Here is a 20,616-nt window from a genome sequence, read left to right on the forward strand (position 1 = left end):
CCGGCATCGGAGCAATCCAAAATATCGCTGCAACTGCGTCAAACCGCCGGGGGCGACGCCCTGATCGTCAAGATCCTCGACCTGATGCAACAAAACCTCGAAGAGCCGCTTTTGATCCGCGACATTGCCCAGCAGGCCGGCGTCTCTCCGCGTAAGCTGGAACGCCGCTTTCAGCAAAAGACCAGAACCAGCCCGCTGGCCGTCTATCGCAAGCTGCGGATTGAGAAGGCCCGCCAGCTGTTGCTGCACACCACCCTGCCGCTGGCCGATATCGTTGCCGCCACCGGCTTTGGCTCGCGCAGCAGCCTCACCGAATGGTTCAAGCGGGAATACAAGACCAGCCCGCAAGCTTTCCGCAAACAATACTACACGGACAGACACCCGGCAGGTTCTGCCGCCTGAAATTAAGCTGGATCAATCATGTAAAAGGCGGCCGCAAGGCCGCCTTTTGTCTGTTCGGACCCGGTTCAGTTGCCTGAACTGCTTTCCGCACCCTCATTCGAAAGGGCGCCGGGGTCAAAGACATTGCCAAAACCGGAGTTATCGTTCTGCGGTTCCTCCTCCGCCTCGGCTCCATCCTCCTCATTTCCTGACAGGCTGCCTGGCGCAAAGACTCCGCCAAAGCCGGAGTTGTTGCCGGTGCCGGTGGAGGGTGCAGGCCGGGCTGGCGCGGTGCTGCCCTGCTCGGCTTCCTGCTGCTGGCGGCGCAACTCGCGCTGACGGCGCAGCTCCTGGATGCGTTCTTCTGTTTCCAGACGCTTTTGCTCCTGCACATCGGCAATGCATTGCTGCGGGCTGTAGACGGTTGCGGTGCCCACCACTGCCACCGCCGCACAGGCCACAACCACCAGCACCATTGCTGCAACATTGGAGCTTAAGAACCCGGGCAGCCGCAGCTTGCCGCTTTCCAGTTCCTCCACCGTCGCCTTCTTGCGGGCGGCGGCCACCAGTTCCTTGCGCCGGATGCCGGCCTCGTTCGCCAGCGCCGCAAACACTGTCAGCACCACGATGATAAAGGCCAGCGCCGAGATTGCCGGGGTGATGCCGTAACGCACTTTCTGTGCCAGCTCGATAGTCAGCGTCGGGTATTCGCCAAAGGTGAAGGTGGTGGTGTTGTAGTTCTCGAAAGACGCCAGGAAGGCCAGCACCGCAGCGCTCGCAATCGCCGGCCGCATGAACGGCAAAAGCACCTTGCGGAAGGCCTGGGCATGGGTGGCGCCCAGATCCAGCGCGGCCTCGGTCAGTGCAACGTCATAGCGCTGAAGGCGCGCCACCAGCACCAGCATGCAGTAGCTGGCGATGAAGGTCGACTGGCCGATGATGGTCAGGAACAGACCGTTGGACAGCCAGCTGTCCGCCCCCAGCCCCAGCATCCGGTTGATCCGGTCCCAGAACACCAGGGTCGAGATACCAATAACCACGCCGGGGATCAGGATCGGCGCGATGATGATCGTGTAATAGGTCGCGCGCAGCTTAGGCCAGATCTGGGTCAGCATCAGCGCCCCCGCCAGCCCCATCGCCACCGACAGCACAACCGTGCCCGCGCCCACCAGAATGGAATTCCAGATGCCGTTCAGGATGCGTTCGTCCTGAAACAGAGCCGAGAACCACTCGAACGTCAGGCATTCCCAGGGGGTCATCCGCGGGAAGGACGGCGAGTTGAAGGCGGTGGCCGACATGATCACCAGCGGGCCCAGAAGATAGGCAAAGAATATCGCCAGATAGATCCAGAGGCTCAGGCGCATGAAAGACAGGTTCTTCATTTGCCGATATCCCCCATGTTCACCTTGAACAGCCGCATGACCGCCAGCACCAAGAGGATACAGGTCACCAGCAGCACCACCGCATAAGCCGCACCCTGCGGCCAGTCGGAATTGTCATTGAACTGCTGATAAATCAGCTGCGTGAACCACAGGGACGAAGGCCCGCCCAGGATCTGCGGTGCCGCCAGCGCGCCCGCCGACAGCATGAACACCATGGTGCAGCCCGAAGAGATGCCCGGCTTGGCATAGGGAATGACCACCCGCTGGTGGATCTTGGCCCAGCTGGCGCCCATGTCGCGCGCCGCCTCTATCTGGTTGCGGTCCAGGCTTTCGATCACATTGTAGATCGGGAAGATCATCAGCAGGATATAGGCGTAGCCCAAACCGGCATAGAGCGCGATGTCATTGCGGATGAAGTCAAAGGGCGTGTCGAAAATTCCCAGCCCCACCAGTGCGTTGTTCAAAACCCCGGTCTCGCCGAAGATGATGCGCAGTGCGAATGCCCGCAGGATCTCGTTGATCCAGTAGGGGATGATCAGCATCAGCGCAAAGATGCGGATGTGATTGCCTTTGTTCTGGGCCAGGTAATAAGCAATCGGGTAGCACAGGATCAGATTGAAGATGGTGACGCAGACCGCCGCCACCAGGGTGCGGAAAAACACCTTGAGGTCGACGGCATTGTAATTCTGGCTGCCGCCTTCCGGACCGAACACCAGGTATTTGTAGTTCTCCAGCGTGTAGACATCTTTGGGGCCGCCGACTTCTGGGGGCGGCAGATTGGGCCGGAACGAAAAGTCGAGCATCGACAGCTGAGGCAGAATGATCAGGCCGATGGTCCAGAACAGGACCAGCCCCAGCATCAGGCTGCCCATGCCGGTGCCGTTGCGCTTGAAGAATTCCTTCAGGAAAACTGGCATGGCGTGCGCCCCCTCATTCCGCGGCCAGCTCACCTGCGGGTACGACAACGGCGTTTTCCGTGGCGTACTGCAGGGAGATGTTCTGACCCGTGTGATCATCAAAGGACTGCCCCACATTGGGGATCGAGACCTTCAGTTCCTTGCCGCCGTCGCCCTCCATGAAGATGTTGAAGGCATTGCCCTCGAACTCCTCGTGGTTGACCCGCGCCGAGACCAGGTTACTGCTCGCAGCGCCCTCGCCCGCCAGCGCAAAGGCCTCGGGGCGGATGAACATCATCGCCTCGTCGCCTTCGTTCATGCGGCTCTGATTGGCGGTCGAAATCCGCGCCAAAAGATCACCGGAACGATTGGTTTCAATCAGCGCCTGATTGCCCATCACCCGTTTGATCCGCCCACGGAACACGTTGTTTTCGCCGACAAATGACGCGGCAAAGGCGGTGGCGGGGTCGTTGTAGATGGTCTTGCCATCGGCGATCTGGTCGATCACCCCGGCCTTCATTACCGCGATATTGTCGGACATGGTCAGCGCCTCGCCCTGATCATGGGTGATGTAGATAAAGGTGATGCCAACCCGCTGCTGGATCTCACGCAGTTCAGTGCGCATGTGCTGGCGCAGTTTCAGATCCAGAGCCGACAGTGGCTCATCCAGCAGCAGCACGTCCGGCTCCGCACAAAGGGCGCGCGCAATCGCCACCCGCTGACGCTGACCGCCCGACAGCTCCGAAGGCAGCTTGTCGCCCTGCCCCGGCAGCGCGATCATGTCCAAAAGCTCATCCGCGCGCTTGCGCCGCTCGCGGCCGGAGGCGCCCTTGATCTCCATCGAAAAGGTGATGTTTTCCCAGACCTTCATCAGCGGAAACAATGCTAGGTTCTGGAAGATCAGCGCGGTCGGGCGCTTGTTCGGCCCGATCCCCTTCATGTCGCTGCCGCCGATCAGCACCCGGCCGTCGCTTGGTTCCAGAAATCCCGAAACCGCCCGCAGAATGGTGGTCTTGCCGCAGCCCGAAGGGCCCAGGAAGGAGAAAAAATCTCCTCCATTGATGTTCACATTGGCATCGCGCACGGCAACAAAGTCACCGAAACGGATCCAAAGATTTTCGAGATCAACGCCGACCCCAGCACCCATATTATTTCTCCCCAGGGTACAGATCCCCTTCCGGTGGCGCTCCACCGGCCCCGCAGGACCTGCTTCCCTTTTATTCTTGTTGAAGGCACCGCTCCGGCTGTCTGCCAGCGGCACGGAACCGGCCCCCGGGAGAAAACTCCCGGGGGCCGCGTGATCAGGCGCTTCGCTTAGGCGCTCTTGAACTTGTTGACGAACTCGGTCCGCACATCCGCATACCACGGCGCCTCGGCCGGCCAGGGGTTCAGATTGGCCAGCGAGTTGCCCGGGTAGGCTTCGGCAAAGTTCTTCTTGTATACATCGCCCGAATAGCTGTCAGCGCCTAGAACCGGCGAATTGTAGCCATGGCTGTCAATTGCCTTGCCTGCCGGCTCCTGCTCGTAAGCATAAGAGACAAAGGCATAAACCTGTTCCTCGTTCGTGGCCCCGACCGGCATCGAAATGCCGTCGACCCAAGCCATCGCGCCTTCTACCGGCGCCTGGTAATGCACCGGCTCGCCTGCGGATTTCAGTGCCAGCGGCGGGCCGTCCCAGGTCTGGCCAACCACCACGCCCTCGTTCAGCAGGCCGTTCTTCTGGGTGTCGGCGTCGTTCCAGATCAGCTTGATCCGGTCCTTGCGCGCCACGCACCAATCGGTGACCTGGCCCCAGACCTTGCGCATGGTCTCCTCGTCCTCGTAAGCGGCCCAGATCGAGCCAGGCTCCATTTCGCCCGAGGCTTCCATGAAAAGACCCGCGCCCAACATCATCGAATGCGCCCGGCCCATGGTCTTGCCAGCATTTTCTTCCGACCAGACATCGCCATAAGAGGGCGCATCGCCGGCGGGCAGCCATTTGTCGGTGCGGTAGGCAATGCCTTCAGTGCCCCAGATATGCGGCAGCCAATGCACGCCTTCGCCGTCAAAGTTCCAGGCGTCGGTGCCGATCTTGGCCATCGCCGGGTTCACTGCGTCAATATTGACCTTGCTCATGTCGAACGGTTTCAGAAGCTCCAGCGGCCCCCACTGCAGCGAGCGGTTGTTGGTCGGCGAAACGATGTCAAAGCCTTGGCCCTTGGTGGCCTTCATCTTGTTGATGATTTCCTCATTCGAGCCGATCCCGGTGTAATTCACCTTGATGCCGGTCTTGGCCTCGAAGCCCTGAATGAATTCCGGCGGCAGGTAGTCCGACCACATCAGGATGTTGATTTCGCCCGAAGACGCCAATGCGCTTTTTGAATAAAGCGGCGCCGCCAGTGCCGCAGCGCCTGCGCTTTTCAGCACCGTGCGGCGGTTAAGTGAAGTCTTTGCTGACATATCCAGTAATCTCCCTTTGGACTGTTGTTTGCTATTTTTTTGTTGTTTCAACTGTAAAATCTTGCGGAGCCGTGCGCGCCTCCAAAAGTGACAGATTGCAAACCCCATAAGGCCAGAACCTTTTCAGTCCGGCTTTGCAGACTGCCGGTTTCGGCGCAGTTGAATATCCTCCACGGCAATGCTCGACTTTGAAAAACCATCACTGCGGCTGTAGTGTGCGCCCGCCGACGCGAGGCGTCAATGTTCTTAAACCCTTACAATGCAGCAGCATTTGCGCCGCGAGACCGTAAAGCAACTGCGCAAGGAGCGGATTGCCTGTGCGGCAGCCCAAGCACATCCTGCCAGGCCTTGGGTTTCAGCCTCTTGCCACCAATTGGCCGGAAACCATGAAACTCCTCATGACGCATCCGCGGTATTGTGGGAAACATATCCGATGCCTGGCCAATCCGCCCGCAAAGACCTGAGCCTGAAAGGGCCGGAACTGGTTCAGATCACCGCCCGCAAAGGGTGACTGCAGGATGCGCCCGAGGAGACCGGCTTGTCGGTCAGAACCATCTCGCACTGCCTTCGCAATCCTGGGGATCACTTGGGGGTGGAGCTGTTCAATCATAGCCGCCGTCCCATGGTGCTGACATCCAAGGGTCAGGTGTTCCTGCTCAATATCGGTGATACGCTGCACGCGATCCGCAAGGCCAAGGCCAAGGCCGAAGCTTCGGCCGGAAACATTTCCGTGGCCAGTTATCTTAGGCTTGTCACGATTGTGGATTTCGAAAGCGGCATCATACCTGAGCTGGCCGAAATCCTATCCAACAGAATGCGGTGCTGCGATTTCATGCATCGGACCGATTCCGGCCATGCGATCCTGGCCATGCTGCGCGACCGGCAGCTGGATCTGGGCATAACCACCACCCCGTCCAAACGATTGCGCCAGCTGCAGGACACGCCGTTGTTGCCCGATCCCTTTTTGGTTGTGATGCCCAAGTCAGGCGAACACGCGCTGCAGGAGGTTATCAACGGCCGCAGCAGACTGCCCTTCCTGCGCTTCACCAGCAACCGATCATCTCCCGCCAGATTGAATCCCTGTTGCGGCGGATGGTCCTGTCGCTGCCGCATTGGCTTAAATGCACCAGCAATCAAACACTGATGGCTATGATCGCAGCGGATGCCGGCTGGACGATCACAACGCCGCTGCTGTTTTCCCGCGCCACCGGCATTCACACCGTGGTCAACGGTCCGATCACCTATGCTTTCGACTGGGCACCCCCTGGTCGGCCCGACCCCGGGCAAGGGACCTGCTCTCAGCCTGCGCCCGGGTCGACTGGTCCCGTGACGCCTTTCCCTGGCTGCCGGTGCGCGAATGTTTCATCGGTTTTGCCCCGGCCACGATGATGGGCGTCAGGTTCTCCGGCGAGCTGGCCTATGAGGTCCATGCCCCCAACGCCTCGCTCGATGCCGCCTGTTTGGCGTTGAGAAAAGCAGGCGTGGAACATGGTTTGCAACTCTTTGGCGCCCGCGCAGCCGGGGCGATGCGGATGGAGAAGGGCTTCCTGCATTGGAAGGCGGACCTGATCACCGAATTCGACCCGTTTGAGACCGGGCTGAACCGGTTTGTGAAGCTGGAGAAAGGCGATTTTATCGGCCGTGAAGCGCTGTTGAAACGCCAGGCCGAAGGCGCCCGCAAGAAGCTGGTCACCCTGCAGATCGGCGCCAGCCACGCCCCGGCCCATGGCGGCGCCTCGCTGATGCAGGACGGCAGGTACGATCACCTCCGGCGGAGGGGCCAGCGGGTAGGGATGAACCTGGCTTATGCCTTTGCCGGCCCCGGTCTGGCCTATATGGGCAGCCCGGGGCAGCTCGGCCTCTGCGGTGATCTGGTCGCGGCCACGGCCATAGCCCGCTCCCCTTGTGACCCGGGCTTCGAGCGCTTCTGGGGCTGAACCTCTGCCAAACAGCAAAACGCCCGGGATAATCCCCGGGCGTTTTCATTTGGGTAACTGGTCCTCAGATCAGCTGCGGCCTTTCCAGGGCACCAGCCAATTCTCGGCCTTGCGCATCAGAATGTCGATGCCATAGCCAATGATGCCGATCAGCACGATACCCATGATCACGATATCGGTCAGCTGGAACTTCGAGGCGGCGATGATCATCATGCCAGCCCCTTTTTGCGCAGCAACCAGTTCCGCCGCCACAACCGTGCCCCAGCAAACGCCCATCGCCACCCGCGCACCGGTGAAGATCTCCGGCAGAGAGTTCGGCACGATCACGTGGCGCATGATCTGCCACTTGGAGGCGCCCAGCGAATAGGCCGCGTGGATTTTCGAGATATTCACCCCCGAAACCCCGGCCCGCGCCGCAATCGTCATGATCCACAGCGCCGCCAGGAACAGCAGCACGATTTTGCCGGTCTCCCAGATGCCGAACCAGATGATCACCAGCGGGATCAGCGCCAAGGGCGGTACCGGCCGCATGAATTCGACAATCGGGTCAAACCAGCCGCGGAACCAGCCCGACAGACCCATGGCGTAGCCCAGGGGAATGCCGACAATCGCCCCGGTGACAAACCCAACGATCACCCGTGTCAGCGACCAGCCCAAATGCTGCCACAGCGAGAAATTCTGATAGCCCTCCGAGGCAATCTCAAAGAACCGCGCCACCACCGTTTCCGGAGCAGGCAGCCAGATCGGGTTCATCTGCATCCCGCCATGCGGAGTAAAGCTGATCGCCCCCTTGCCGGTCAGCGTCACCCTGCCATCGCCCGTATCCACCGCTGTGCCAGCCGCAATCGGTTCACCATTGATGGCAACGATCCTGGCGCCCTGCTTGCGCTTGGCCTCGTCATTTTTGTCAAAGATCAGGATGGTGGAGCGCCCGGCCTGCGCCGCCATAGCATCATCCTTGGCAAAGCCGTCTCCGGGATCCACTTCGAAATTCGCGCTTTCCTCGCCGAACCCAGACACCCGGACGGTGATATCGGCGTCATCGGTGGCTCCGTCCGCAGTCTCCAGCGTATAGGTGAAGCGGGTTTCACCGGTAAACGGGCCAGGCACGTGAAGGGGAAACAGCTTGGAGCCGGTAAAAGCGGCCCAGATTACAAAGATCACTAGAACCGAAATGATCGACGCTGCCCGGTCCGGTGTGACAGCGCTTTCGTCGCCAAAGGTCACGGTTTTCAGGCTGGTGAAATCCTGCCGCGACTGCATCCCCCTGCGGATGAGCTGCACCAGGAAAAAGGCGCCGGCAAACAGCGCGATATAGAAAATGAGGACTGTCATGCCACTTGCTCCGTCCGGCCCATGATTTCCTCTTCCATCTCCCAGATCATCGAGAGGATCTCATCCCGGGTCTCGGCAAAGCCTTCGGATTTCTTGACGTCGCGCAGGTCGGCATTCACGCCGCGTTCGGCAAAAGGCAGGTTGTATTCGCGGTGAATACGGCCGGGACGCGGCGCCATCACGATCAGCCGCTCCCCCAGCAGCAGCGCTTCCTCCACCGAGTGGGTGATCAGGATGATGGTTTTGCCGGTCTCCTTCCACAGCTTCAGCACCAGGCCCTGCATCTTCTCCCGCGTCAGAGCGTCCAGCGCGCCCAGCGGCTCGTCCATCAGGATCACATCCGGCTCATTCGCCAGGCAGCGGGCCAGCGCCACTCGCTGCTGCATGCCGCCCGACAGCTCGTAAACCGCCTTTTCCTTGAAATCCTGCAAACCAACGATTTCCAGAAGATGATCCGAGATCTTCCCTCGCTCCGACCGCGCCATGCCCTTCATGCGCGGCCCGAATTCCACATTGTCACGCACGTTCATCCACTCAAACAGCGCACCCTTCTGAAAGACCATGCCGCGTTCGGCATCCGGCCCAGTCACGATATGGCCGTTCAGCTCAATCGCGCCTTCCGTGGGAGACAGAAACCCAGCCAGAATGTTCAAGAGCGTGGTCTTGCCGCAGCCCGAAGGCCCCAGCACCGACATCAGCTCACCCGCCTTCAAACTCAATGAAATGTCTTTCAGCGCCTGAACCGAACTGCCATTGGGCAGATCAAAACGCATGGAGACACTCTTGATGTCCAGTCCTGACATCTCTCCCCCTTCCTGCTTAAGCCACGGATGCAAACGGCCCGGTTACCGGGCCGTTCACCTTCATCAGATTGTCGCGGCTCAGTTCAGCGCGGCTGCCAGCGGTTCGCTGTTCACGGCGCCATCATAAGACTCCAGCGCCGCTTCGATGCTGCCCGCTTTTACAAACACATCCGCCACGCCCTTCATGAAGCTTTGAGCGCCGCCGCCCAGCCATTTTTCGGACAGCTGGTCCTCAGCAGAGGGGAAAGTGAAGGTGGCAATTGTGCCTTCCGCATCGGCCAGATCCATACCGGCGTCCTTGGCAATCACCGGCAGCATCTCGTCCTTGTGATCCCCGGAGTTCCACATTGCATTGGCATCTGCGGTCACCTTCAGGAATTGGCTCAGCAGTTCGCTATCTTCAGCAATGAACTCTGCCGGTGCGCTGGTCACATCAAACACCAGAATGCCCAGCTCTTCTTTTTCCGCGCCGGTCAGCAGCACGTTGCCATGCTCCAGCATCCGCCGCAGCGCGCCGCCCCAGCCGCAGACCATGTCCAGGTTGCCTTGGGCAAAGGCGGCGGCACCGTCCGCAGGCGCCATGTCGACGATCTCCATCGAGCTGATATCAACACCGAAATGCGTCATCTGCGACAGGAAGTTGTAATGCGCGGCAGTACCAATCGGCACACCCACTTTCTTGCCCGCCAGTTCACCGGCGCTGGTCTTATCGATTTCCAAAGCCTCAGCCACCACACAATTGTCATTGTCGGAATAGCTGACGGCCACATCTACAATCTGGATGTCCTGTCCGGCGGACGTAGCCACAACAAACGGCGGCACACCCTGGCTCACCGCGATATGCACATCGCCCGACGCCATCGCTGCCGACATTGCGGTGCCAGTGTCGAAGGAGACCCAGTTGATCTTGACACCCAGCTCTTCCTCATAGGTGCCATTGGCCTTGGCAAACTGGAACGGCATCGGCCATTCTAGGAAGTAGGCCACGGTGATCTCATCCAACTGAGAGGCATTCACAGCCGAAATTGAGGCTGCAGCGGCGCAGATTGTTGAAAGCAGATATTTTTTGATCATGCTAAAGGTTCTCCCGGTTGATACGCCGGACCCGTTCGTTGCGGGCCTCAAGGCTTTAATTTTTACACGGCAAACCATATCCGGGAAGATATTCCGCTGTAGAATAAAGTTACCTTTTTCGCCCAAAGCAAAACTTAGTTTCGATATTACTGGATATCTTTACGCATACCGGAGAACCGCATATTCAGGCGGCAAGGGAGGACGGCATATGCAAAAGACGCTGAGTCTGCGCTGGCTGGAAGTGTTCCAGCTGATCTCAAAATCGGGATCAATACAAAAGGTCGCCGCAGAAACCGGCCTGTCGATCAGCACAGTATCCAATCACCTGCGCAGCCTGGAAAGCGCGCTTGGGGTGAATCTGGTGGACCACACGCGGCGGCCGATGGGGCTGACCCCCGCAGGCGTGGTCTTTGCCCGCTATGTCTATGACGGGCTGATGACGCTAAAGCGCGGCGAGGCGGAAATCCGGTCCGGCAGCTGGCAGCACGCAACCGACTTGCGGATGGCCTTGCTTGATGATTTCGACAACGAGGTCGGCCCAGAACTGTTTCAGTTCCTGTCTACCGCCCTGCCCCGCTGCAGTTTCCGCCACTACACACGGCCCAGCCACGAGATCATTGAAAAGCTGCAGGAGCAGAAACTGGATGCCGGTGTTGCCACACGTCCCGCCGGGCTGCTGCCGGACCTGACCGAATATCCGCTGATGCGTGATCCCTTCATCCTGGTGCTGCCCATCGGATATTCCGGCAACGTCGAGGCTCTGACCAAAGCCGATGCGTCTCTGCCCTTCCTGCGCTATTCCCGCGATCACACGATTGGCAAACAAATCGAAACCCAGCTGACCCGGCTCAAGATCTCGCTGCCCAACCGGTTTGAGCTGGAATGCAACCAGTCGATCATCGGGCTGGTGTCCGAGGGCAGCGGCTGGACCATCACCACCGCCGCCAGCTACCACCGCGCTCAGCGCTTTCATAACAAGGTCAAATTGGTCCGGTTTCCCGGCAAGAACTTTGCGCGCACGGTGTCGCTGTTTACCACCAGTGTCTATCCGGCCGCCACGTCGCAACTGATCCACCAAGCATTGCAAAAATCCCTGCGCCACCACTTCACCGATCCGATCAGCACGCGCTTTCCCTGGCTGGCCGAAGAGTTCCGCACGCTTCCGGCCAAGGACACCTAATCCCTCCGGCAATTAGAAACAAACATCCGTGTTTCTCGAAACCGGCAGGCCGCGGCTTGACCGTTCGGCCTGCCGGACGCTGTTTTAGGCGCAATCCGCACCGTGCTGGTCCAGCACATCCGGCGGCCCTCTTTTGAAAAAATGAGATGACCCCATGGCAATCACCTATCTGAAACAGGCCCAGCCCCGCCCGGCAGCCGAAAACAGCGATATCCGCGATACCGTTGCCACGATGCTGGCCGATATCGCACGCGACGGTGAAGACGCGGTGTGCCGTTATGCAGAACAGCTCGATGGCTGGACCGGCCCCATCGTGGTGACCGGCGCCCAACGCCGTGCCGCCGGAAACCGTGTTTCGCAGCAGCTGAAGGAGGACATCCAGTTCGCCCATGCCAACATTCGCCGCTTTGCCAAGGCGCAGAAGGCCACGATGGGCGAATGCGAGGTTGAGGTCATTCCGGGCCTGATCGCCGGCCAGAAGCAGATCCCGGTTTCCAGTGCAGGCTGCTATGTGCCGGGCGGCCGCTACAGCCATATCGCCAGCGCGCTGATGACGATCACCACCGCCAAGGTGGCCGGCGTGCCCCATATCACCGCGGTCTCCCCGACCCGGCCCGGCACCGGCATTCCCGATGCCATCGTCTATGCGATGGACCTCTGCGGCGCCGATCTGATCCTGAACCTGGGCGGGGTGCAGGGCATCGCCTCCATGGCCCAGGGCCTGTTCGGCGCTCAACCCGCCGACATTCTGGTCGGTCCCGGCAACTCCTACGTGGCCGAGGCCAAGCGGATGCTGTTCGGCGAGGTCGGCATCGACATGTTTGCAGGTCCCACCGACTCATTGGTGATCGCCGACCACACCGCCGACGTCGAAACCGTCGCCTGGGATCTGGTTAGCCAGGCAGAACATGGCGCCGACAGCCCGGTCTGGCTGGTGACCACAAGCGAAGCCCTGGCCAAGGACGTCATGGCCCGGGCGCAATCGCTGATCGGAACCCTGCCCGAGCCAAATCTTTCCGCCGCCCACCGTGCCTGGCACGAACGCGCCGAGGTGGTCCTCTGCGATAGCCGCGAGGAGGCCGCACAGGTGGCCGACCGCTACGCCCCCGAGCATCTGCAAGTGCAGGCCGAGGACCTGGATTGGTGGCTGAACCGCCTCACCGCCTATGGCTCGCTGTTTCTGGGCAAGGAGACCACGGTGTCTTTCGGCGACAAGGTTTCCGGCCCCAACCACGTTCTGCCCACCAGCGGTGCCGCGCGCTATACTGGCGGGCTGTCGGTGCATAAATTCACCAAAACCGTGACCTGGCAGCGTTGCAACGCAGCCGCTTCGCACGAATTGGCCCAGCGCACCGCCCGCATCAGCCGGATGGAAGGCATGGAAGGCCACGCCATCGCTGCCGAGATGCGGCTGCAGCCGGAGGCGGTCTGAGGCCTCAAGGCGGCGGAGCGTTCAGGACGGCGTCTCCAGATGCTGGTCCAGATCGACCGGCCCCAGCACTGCGTCGTCGGGAATGCTCTCAAACCCGGCGAAAGTACCGCCATAGCGGAAGGCGAACCACGCCGCCGCCTCCGCTGAGGCATAAGGCACGATTTCCGGCGCCCCCATGCAGCCGGCCACGTTGGAGCCGACCACGAAATGCGCATCTCTGGCATCAATCCAGTTCATGGTCCCGGGGTGCGCCCATGTCGCTCACATAGATGGCGGTGATCTCCGCATCCCGTTCCGGGCTTTTCAAGTAGGCCGCCAGATCCCGCACCTGGGCAAAGAACAGCGGCGCGGGAAAGCCGTCCAAATGGATCTGCCCCTTGGGGCCGCCATGCTCGGCCACGTTCATCTGGCAGAAATAGCTGAGCGCCGCTTCGGTCAGCTCCACGGCCGCGGGCGGCACCTTGGCCTCCTTCTCCTGACAAGCGGACAAAACCAGCGCGGCAGCTAGGATGAGGCGTTTCATGGCTCCACCCTCCGGAATGCAGCACAGGCCAGCAGGAAGCCCAGCGCAAGCCACAGCAACAGCGACAACGGTGCCGCCCAGGCGGGCAAAGCATCGCCCGCCCCCGCCATGCCGCTGGACAGGGCTACACTGTCCGAAGCGGCGAGATTCCACAGCCGGAATGCATCGGCCGGATTGGCGACCATCACCCAGGGAAAGACCTTCTGAGTGAAGACCCCGCCGCTGTCCATCACCACGGCACCCAACAGGCCCAGGTCATAGAGCACCACAAAACCCAGCCACACGCCCGCCGACAGGCCCGCTGCAGCTGTTGCACCGCTGGACAGTGCCGACAGCGCATAGCCCAGCACCAGGAACACCGCCCCCAGCAGAATCGAGGTCAGCACCAGCCGTCCCAGCGCCATCAGGCTCTCTGCCCCCGCGCCGCCGAACCAGGCAGCAACGGCACCAGCAGCGCCAAAACCGATGATCATGGCAACCGCCAAGGCTGCCAGATGCGCCATCAGCTTGCCCAGCAGGATCTCTGCCCGCCCGGCCGGGTAGGCCAGCAGCAAAGCCAGGCTGCCGCGGTCGCGGTCGCCTGCCACCGCATCAAACCCCATCATCAGCGCCAGCAGCGGCGCCAGATAGACCGACAGCGTGGTCATCGAGGCCACGGACACTGTCAGCATATCCACCCCCAAGGTCCCCGTCGGCGCCGAACCGGCAAAGGACAGCGCCAGTGCGAAGGCCAGCATGATCAGCGTGGCCATAACCAGCCAGCGGTTGCGGCGCAGGATCAGCATCTCGGCACGGGCAATGGCAAAGGCACGTCTCATTTGCGGTCCTCCCTTGAGTAATGGCAGTAAAGGTCTTCAAGCCGCGGTGGCACCATGTCGATATCGGCCACAGCCTCGCCCATGGCTGCGATCCGGCGCAGCTCGGCCATCTTGTCCTGCGGTGAACACAGAATTTCGACCGAGGCGCCGTTGATCCGCCGTCCGCCGGTCTCAATCGCGATGCGGTCCGCCTCGGCACCGCTCGCCTGAACCCGCAGTTTGACTGGTAATCCGGCTTGGGCTGACAGGCCCGCCAGCGTGTCATCCGCCACCTTCGCGCCCTTGCGCAGGATGGCGATACGGTCGGTGCGCGCCTCCACCTCGGTCAGCGCGTGGCTGGCGATCAGCACCGCCGCGCCCTGCTCGGCCAATTCATCGATAATGGCATATAGATCCTGGCGCGAAATCGGGTCGAGACCGCTGGTCGGCTCATCCAGCAGCGCCAGTTTCGGGCGGCCCAGCAGCACCTGCGCCAGCCCCAGCCGCTGCCTCATCCCCTTGGAGTAGGCGCCGATACGGCGGTGCATGGCATCGCAAAGGCCAACCCGTTCCAGCAGCCCGTCAATATCCGTGCGCTCCCCCGTAAGGCGGGCAAACAACGACAATTGCTCATGCCCGGTCAGCGCCGGATGGAAACTGACGGCTTCGGGTAGAAAAGCAGTTGCCGAGCGCGCAGCAGAACTTCCAGGCGTCGCGCCGCAAATGCGGATGCTGCCGCCCTCATACCGGATCAGGCCCAGCACCGCCTTGATCAGCGTCGACTTACCCGCGCCGTTGTGGCCCAAGAGCGCCAGCCGCTCGCCCGGTGCAATTTCCAGGTCGATGCCGCGCAGCACCTGGGTCTTGCCGCGGAATTTGTCCAGCGCGCGGATCTGCAGCGGGGCCTCAGAACTCTGAGGGCTGGGCCCGGCCGCCGGGTGGGTATGAAGCGCACGCCCGAGGGGGGCGGCCGAGCGCTGCCCGGCGGTGCCGCCGGGCGGGAAATTCCTTCTGTCCATCCTGTTCAACCTTTCTGGCGGCCTCTGGCCGCTCCGGCCGCATCAGCGGGTGGCTGTCGATCACCCCGCCGGGCAGCAGCGCCGGGAACGCCGATTGCGACCACCGCACCAGCTGCACCGCGGGCGAGCCCATCAGCAGTTTCGCTGCCGGCTGGGTCCACAGCACATGATCCATGCTGTCGTTCGGACGGTAGGGCGCATCGGCGATGCCATCCCCGTCCACATCAAAACCAGCGAAGTCGGACCAGTAATTGCCCTGGCCCTCTTCGCTCCATTCCACCCATTTGGTAGAAACAAACTTCACCTGATGCCGGTTGCCGGCAAAAGCATTGCCCACCATCCGGTTGCCGGCACTGCCTGCGGTGAAATGGATGCCGATACCGCAGCTCTCAAACCAGTTGCCGGAGAAATCATTCTTGTGCGCGTTGTAAAGGAAGGTGCATTTGCCCTTGGCGCCCTTCACATAATTGCCGCGCACCTCGCCCTGGTTGGCATAGTTCAGCATCACCCCGTGGTCGCGGTCATTCAGCGAGACATTACCGGTCACCTTGACCCGTTTGGAAAACATCACTGCATAGCCCAGGTGATTGCCGATCGAGACATTGCCCGAGACCTCGGAATTGTCGGCATACATGTAATGCACGGCAAAGCGCAGGTCGCGGAACGTGTTGTTTATGAACCTGTTGTTCCTGGAACTGTTCACAAATACCCCGTCACGGCCAAAGCGGATGTCATTGCCAACCACAACTGCGCCCGGGGCGTTCCAGACATAAATCCCGTTGCCGCGGGCATTCATATGGCGGTCCAGACGGCCTTCGATCCGGTTACCCTGCACCAGACTGTCCCGGGCGCCGTGAATATCCACGCCGCAAAGGTTGCCCAAGAGCACATTGTTCAGGATCCGCGGCGCCTTGGCCGTCTTGGTCAGTTTGATGCCGCTGTCGATTTCCTGATGCGAGGAGCCGGAGCCAATTACCGTCAGGTTTTGCACAGTAATGCCGGGGCCGGTCACCGTGATGACCGCCCCCAGCCCCCGGCCGTCCAGTGTGGCATGCCCCTGTCCATCGATGATGACGGGACGGTCCAGCACCAGGGTATCGGCATATTCGCCGGGGGAGAGGCGGAGGGTGTCGCCATCCGCCGCCTGCGCCAGTGTTTCCGCAATGGCCCCTGCCCGGTTGGGCACGTCCCAGTCTGCCGCCCAGGCAGGCACCAGGCTGGTCATGGCCGCAACCAAAGATATGGGCAGGAGCCGGTTCATGTTTATGCGCTCCGCGGCTCGACCAGCATCCGGCCGCGCATCTCCATATGCAGCGCGTGGCAGAACCACTGGCAATAGTACCAATGCACGCCCGGACGCTCGGCCTTGAAGGTGACCGATGCCGTCGCCTGCGGCCCGACCTCCATCGCGATGCCGAAGTTCGACAGGCAGAAACCATGGGTCAGATCGTCGATATCATCCAGATTAGTGACATAAACGGTGACTTCATCGCCCTGCTTGACGGTGAACTTTTCCAGGCTGAAGTTCGGCGCCTGGCTCGACATGTAGACCCGCACCTTATCGCCGTCGCGCACGATGGTGTCCTGCCAGTCGTCCAGATCGACCCCGTCCGCTTCGGCCTGCTTGCGCGCCTCGGCCCACATCGGGTCATTGCGGTCCCAGGTATTGACCGGGTTCACCTTGGAACGGTGCACGATGATCGAGTCATGCGGCTCGGCAAAGGTCGGGCCGTCGTGAACCACTTTCATCTTGTCGCCGGAATTATCGATCAACTGCTCGTTCTCGGGCTTCAGCGGGCCGACATTCAGGAACCGGCCCTTGGAGAACTTGTGCATCGAGATCAGCCACTTGCCATCCGCCTCAGCGGTCTCGCCCATGGAGGTGGAATTGTGGCCCGGCTGGTACTGCACGTCGACCTTGTCGAGGATCGGATCCACATCCGCCCCGGCATAGGCCTCAATCGCCTTGGCGATGTCCCGTTTCACCACCTGGCTATCGAGGAACAGGGTGGTGTAGGCATAGCCGCGGTTGTCGAATGCGGTGTGAAGCGGGCCAAGCCCCAGCTGCGGTTCGGCAACCACCGCCGAGCGCGGATCGGCATCCGCATCGAACAGCGCGTCCAGCTTCTCGACGTCGATCACCGACACTGTCGGCGACAGCTTGCCGTTGACGCAGACGTGTTTTTTGTCCGGCGCGGTGTTGATGCCGTGCGGCGAGTTCGGGATCGGGATGTAGCGAGTCAGCTTGCCCGGCGCGCCCTTACGCCCGTCCACCACCTTGGCGCTGCTCAACTCCTGATAGTCGCCTGCCTCGATCGCCGCCTCGATCGCCGCGATGTTGAACACAACCACGTGGTCCATCTCATTCTCGGTCATCTCGGCCAGGGTCATGCCCATTTCCGAGTTGTAGGAGGTCGAATAGGCGTATTTGCCCTGATAGTCGCAATCGGTGTTGTCGAGGTTACCCGAGACGATCACCTGCCAGGCGACCTCCATGCTGTCGCCGTCAATGGCCGAGAAGATGTTCACATATTGCGACGGATCATCCAGTATCTGGCCGTCGTTGACCAGCGGCGCCTCGTGCTCGCCGTTGGCAAAGACATAGCCGGTGCGCGGGAATTTCTGCGGGCGCAACCCGTGGATGTCCTTGGCGTTGGGGATCTCGATGATCCTGTCGCATTTCATCACGTCGCAGCGCACACGGGCCACCCGGGTGTTGGCCTTGTCGTTCATGAAGATAAAGCGGCCGTCATAGGTGCCATCGGTGAACGACATATGCGGGTGGTGCAGGTCGCCGTTATCATAGGTGACCTTGCCGTTGGCGGTCAGGAATTCCTTGGTCTCCGGCAGCAGGCCCTCGGTCAGGATTTTCAGCGACTCGTTGGTCTGTCCCCAGCCGGTGGCCGAGCAGCGGTTGAACACCGGAATGCGCATGAACTCCCGCATCGACGGCACACCCAGAATACGCAGCTCGCCGGTCTGGCCCGAGGACCAGAAGCCATAGTATTCGTCCAGCTCACCGGGCTCCAGGTCGACGCCGCCTGCCGCCTGTGCAGGCTTGGCGCCCAGCAGCGAAGAGCCGGCACCAGCTGCCGCCAGCACGGCGCCAGTGGCAGTGGCCCCCAGCAGGCCGCGGCGGGTGACAGGCATTCTGTTTTTCAGATCTTCAGACATATTGTCCTCCTTCAGGAAACTTTTGTCCTATTCGCGTTGGGGTGATTGGCAGGCGGCAGGCCCAGAGTTACCTCTGGTGCGGGGCTTCCGGTTTTGGCCCGGCGTTTCAGCTGTTTGATCACAACCGGGCATTTGGTTTCGGATTGGTACAGAACCTGGCAATGCAGGCAGTCCACACATTCATTCGGGTTGATCTCGCCGGTGGGGTGGATGGCCTGAACCGGGCATTCATTGGCGCAGGTCTGGCAGGGGCTGCCGCATTCCTTATAGCGGCGCAGCCAGTCGAACATGCGCACCCGTGCCGGGATCGCCAGTGCCGCACCCAGCGGGCACATGTAGCGGCAATAGAACCGCTCAACGAACAGACCCAGACCCAGCAGCACCAGCGCAAAGACCACAAACGGCCAGTCGCGCACGAACTTCAGGATGATCGCGGTCTTGAACGGCTCAACCTCGGCATAGGTCTCCGCCAGCGGGATCGACACCATCGAGACGCGGAACAACCCGAGGAAAATCATGTATTTCGCTGGCCACAGGCGTTCATGCAGGCCCCAGGGCAAAGTGATCTGCGGCACCTTGAGGGCCCGGGCGATCTTATTGGTCAACTCCTGCAGCGCACCGAAGGGGCACAGCCAGCCGCAATAGGCGCCGCGGCCCCAGAACAGCAGCGCGGCGGCGACGGCAAACCACTGAATGAACACCAGCGGATCCAGCAGGAAGGCATCCCAGGAAAACCCGCTCCGCAATGAGCCCGCCAGCGCCATCAGGTTCACCACGCTCAGCTGCGCATTGGCGTACCAGCCCAGGAACACCAGGGTGACGGTCAGGTATCCGATGCGGAACCAGTAGAAGACACGCGCATTCGCGGTTGCCTGGAACTGAAAGAAGAACACCCCCGTCAGCACCAGCAGCATTACCCCCAGAACACCGATCTCCAGCGTGCGGTCCTTCCAGATCCGCTGCCACAGCGCCGCCTTTGCCGCGGCCTCGCCGGTGTCATCCGCAACCACCCTGGGCGCAGGTGCGGCAGGCAGCAGATATTGCTCCGGCAGATCATAGCCCAGATCGAAGGTTAGGAAAGGTCAGGAATGCCCGCTCCAGCGCGCCCACCGACCGCTGCACCAGAAGCTGCAGACGGAACGGTTCTGCCGGATCAAATTCTGCATCTGCCGGGATCTTGAACAGATCCAGCTCTCCAAAGCTGGGGCTGTCCGCCGCCGCCAGCTCCCCCAGCCGTTTGTGCTGCTTGTCAAAGAACCGCACCGAGTTATCGCCCTGGATCAGCTGGATGCGGTCAAAGATGCCGCCGCGCACATAGCCCGAGCCCTTGAAACTGTAGCTGCCGCGCCCCAGCACCAGGATCGCGCTCTCGCCCTCCTTCAGCCAGGACCGCAGGTTCCGGTACTCGGCCTCGCCCAGCAGCGACTTGCCGATCGAGGGCACGGAAACCAGCGCCATGTGCATGTCGATGAAGGTGTCATCCGCCGTACCCGGTTCCGGCCGCTTGATTGCACGGCTGTCATCAGTGGCCTCAAACGCCGCGTTGATCTGGCCGACGTCCAGCGTCACCCGCCGCACTGAACCGTCGCCCGCCAGGGCGGTCCAATCCGCAATCCCGTCGCGGGCCATATCGACCTCGCGCTTCGGCCCATTTGCCTGCACGGGCGACAGGCCGCCCAGCCCCAGCGCGCGGGCCACCTTGATGCCAGCACGCACCAGACTGTCGTCGATCACCATGATGGTCACCGTCGCGCCCGAAATGATGTCCAGGTAATGGGCATCGCCGCCCGCCGCCGCCTCAGCCTTCAGATCCAGCCCGGCGTAGCTTTCGGTCAGCTTGACCATCTTGGCGTTGGGGATGCCGATCAGCACAATCGGTTCAGAGTGTTTGACGAGCTTCACACCGGTCAGAACCGCATCGGTGTCGATCGCTGCCACCACATGGATCGGCTTGCCGCTATAGCCGGTGGTGCCCACAAAATCGGAGGTCAGAAAAGCATAGGCAATGGTTTCGCCCGCCTTCAGAACCGGCGCCACCGGCACATCCCTGCGCACCGGGCCAAACGCCTCGGCGCCGGGCACCAGGTCGGCAGGGGTCAGTTCTGTCAGGAAGGAGCCGAGGCTGTCTGCCTCGGCGGCCATCGCGGTGACTACCACGGCTAATGTCATCACAAGGGCTGTCAGCCAGCCCCGGAAAGCGCGTGTCAGAACCATGGCGCCTCTCCTCTCGTTTGAGTGGCTGCC

Annotated in this window: 16 protein-coding genes and 2 pseudogenes; 5 read left to right on the top strand and 13 right to left on the bottom strand. The window is 61.4% G+C overall.

From position 1 onward, the window contains the following. Positions 1-84 precede the first annotated feature (84 nt). On the top strand, positions 85-402 hold the full coding sequence (locus tag METH_RS24850; protein WP_245602991.1) for a helix-turn-helix domain-containing protein: 318 nt from the start codon (positions 85-87) through the stop codon (positions 400-402). A 65-nt stretch (positions 403-467) separates the two neighbouring features. On the opposite strand, the gene METH_RS14020 is transcribed toward METH_RS24850, so the two are convergent. The 4 genes from METH_RS14020 to METH_RS14035 form a co-directional block, all read right to left on the bottom strand. Then, complete coding sequence (locus tag METH_RS14020) at positions 468-1,763, bottom strand: ABC transporter permease (protein WP_024091134.1); 1,296 nt, start codon at positions 1,761-1,763, stop codon at positions 468-470. Then, positions 1,760-2,680: an ABC transporter permease gene (locus METH_RS14025; RefSeq protein ID WP_024091135.1), complete on the bottom strand. Its 921-nt coding sequence runs from the start codon at positions 2,678-2,680 to the stop codon at positions 1,760-1,762. The genes METH_RS14020 and METH_RS14025 overlap by 4 nt, the downstream gene beginning before the upstream one ends. Positions 2,681-2,693: 13 nt before the next feature. Next, positions 2,694-3,806 (bottom strand): ABC transporter ATP-binding protein, encoded by a 1,113-nt coding sequence (locus METH_RS14030; protein WP_024091136.1) that lies wholly within the window; start codon positions 3,804-3,806, stop codon positions 2,694-2,696. 167 nt (positions 3,807-3,973) lie between these two features. Continuing rightward, positions 3,974-5,098, bottom strand: a complete 1,125-nt coding sequence (locus tag METH_RS14035; protein ID WP_024091137.1) for an extracellular solute-binding protein — start codon at positions 5,096-5,098, stop codon at positions 3,974-3,976. Positions 5,099-5,720: 622 nt separating this feature from the next. Between METH_RS14035 and METH_RS24855 the strand changes: the two genes are divergently transcribed. Both METH_RS24855 and METH_RS14045 read left to right on the top strand, forming a co-directional pair. Further along, a complete protein-coding gene (locus tag METH_RS24855) occupies positions 5,721-6,242 on the top strand; it encodes a LysR substrate-binding domain-containing protein (protein WP_052348710.1) in 522 nt (173 codons plus the stop codon). Beyond that, positions 6,220-7,035 carry an aminomethyltransferase family protein gene (locus METH_RS14045; protein ID WP_084013798.1) on the top strand — a complete coding sequence of 272 codons (816 nt, stop codon included), beginning with the start codon at positions 6,220-6,222 and terminating at the stop codon, positions 7,033-7,035. Before METH_RS24855 ends, METH_RS14045 begins: the two co-directional genes overlap by 23 nt. 69 nt (positions 7,036-7,104) lie before the next feature. On the opposite strand, the gene METH_RS14050 is transcribed toward METH_RS14045, so the two are convergent. From METH_RS14050 to METH_RS14060, 3 genes are all read right to left on the bottom strand, one after another. Beyond that, positions 7,105-8,370, bottom strand: a complete 1,266-nt coding sequence (locus METH_RS14050) for an ABC transporter permease subunit (RefSeq protein WP_024091139.1) — start codon at positions 8,368-8,370, stop codon at positions 7,105-7,107. Next, the gene (locus tag METH_RS14055) at positions 8,367-9,173 is read right to left on the bottom strand and encodes a taurine ABC transporter ATP-binding protein (RefSeq protein WP_024091140.1); all 807 of its coding nucleotides are present in this window, start codon (positions 9,171-9,173) and stop codon (positions 8,367-8,369) included. Before METH_RS14055 ends, METH_RS14050 begins: the two co-directional genes overlap by 4 nt. A 78-nt stretch (positions 9,174-9,251) precedes the next feature. After that, the gene (locus METH_RS14060; RefSeq protein ID WP_024091141.1) at positions 9,252-10,247 is read right to left on the bottom strand and encodes a taurine ABC transporter substrate-binding protein; all 996 of its coding nucleotides are present in this window, start codon (positions 10,245-10,247) and stop codon (positions 9,252-9,254) included. A 208-nt stretch (positions 10,248-10,455) separates the two neighbouring features. On the opposite strand from METH_RS14060, the gene METH_RS14065 reads away from it, so the two are divergent. Both METH_RS14065 and hisD read left to right on the top strand, forming a co-directional pair. Beyond that, the gene (locus METH_RS14065; protein ID WP_024091142.1) at positions 10,456-11,427 is read left to right on the top strand and encodes a LysR family transcriptional regulator; all 972 of its coding nucleotides are present in this window, start codon (positions 10,456-10,458) and stop codon (positions 11,425-11,427) included. 154 nt (positions 11,428-11,581) lie between these two features. After that, positions 11,582-12,859 carry a histidinol dehydrogenase gene (hisD, locus tag METH_RS14070; RefSeq protein ID WP_024091143.1) on the top strand — a complete coding sequence of 426 codons (1,278 nt, stop codon included), beginning with the start codon at positions 11,582-11,584 and terminating at the stop codon, positions 12,857-12,859. A gap of 21 nt (positions 12,860-12,880) precedes the next feature. Here the strand turns inward: hisD and METH_RS14075 are convergent. From METH_RS14075 to METH_RS14100, 6 genes and pseudogenes are all read right to left on the bottom strand, one after another. Then, positions 12,881-13,382 (bottom strand): annotated as a pseudogene (locus METH_RS14075) (nitrous oxide reductase accessory protein NosL). After that, on the bottom strand, positions 13,379-14,200 hold the full coding sequence (locus tag METH_RS14080; RefSeq protein ID WP_024091144.1) for an ABC transporter permease: 822 nt from the start codon (positions 14,198-14,200) through the stop codon (positions 13,379-13,381). The pseudogene METH_RS14075 and the gene METH_RS14080 overlap by 4 nt, the downstream one beginning before the upstream one ends. Beyond that, complete coding sequence (locus METH_RS14085) at positions 14,197-15,198, bottom strand: ABC transporter ATP-binding protein (protein ID WP_245602893.1); 1,002 nt, start codon at positions 15,196-15,198, stop codon at positions 14,197-14,199. The genes METH_RS14080 and METH_RS14085 overlap by 4 nt, the downstream gene beginning before the upstream one ends. After that, a complete protein-coding gene (locus METH_RS14090) occupies positions 15,086-16,459 on the bottom strand; it encodes a nitrous oxide reductase family maturation protein NosD (protein WP_024091146.1) in 1,374 nt (457 codons plus the stop codon). The genes METH_RS14085 and METH_RS14090 overlap by 113 nt, the downstream gene beginning before the upstream one ends. Positions 16,460-16,461: 2 nt before the next feature. Next, entirely contained in the window at positions 16,462-18,372 is a 1,911-nt protein-coding gene (gene nosZ / locus METH_RS14095) for a TAT-dependent nitrous-oxide reductase (protein WP_024091147.1), read from the bottom strand. An 11-nt stretch (positions 18,373-18,383) separates the two neighbouring features. Further along, positions 18,384-20,586: pseudogene (locus tag METH_RS14100) on the bottom strand (4Fe-4S binding protein). Positions 20,587-20,616 lie beyond the last annotated feature (30 nt).

Origin of the sequence: Leisingera methylohalidivorans DSM 14336, from assembly GCF_000511355.1 — a bacterium.
Lineage (GTDB): Bacteria > Pseudomonadota > Alphaproteobacteria > Rhodobacterales > Rhodobacteraceae > Leisingera > Leisingera methylohalidivorans.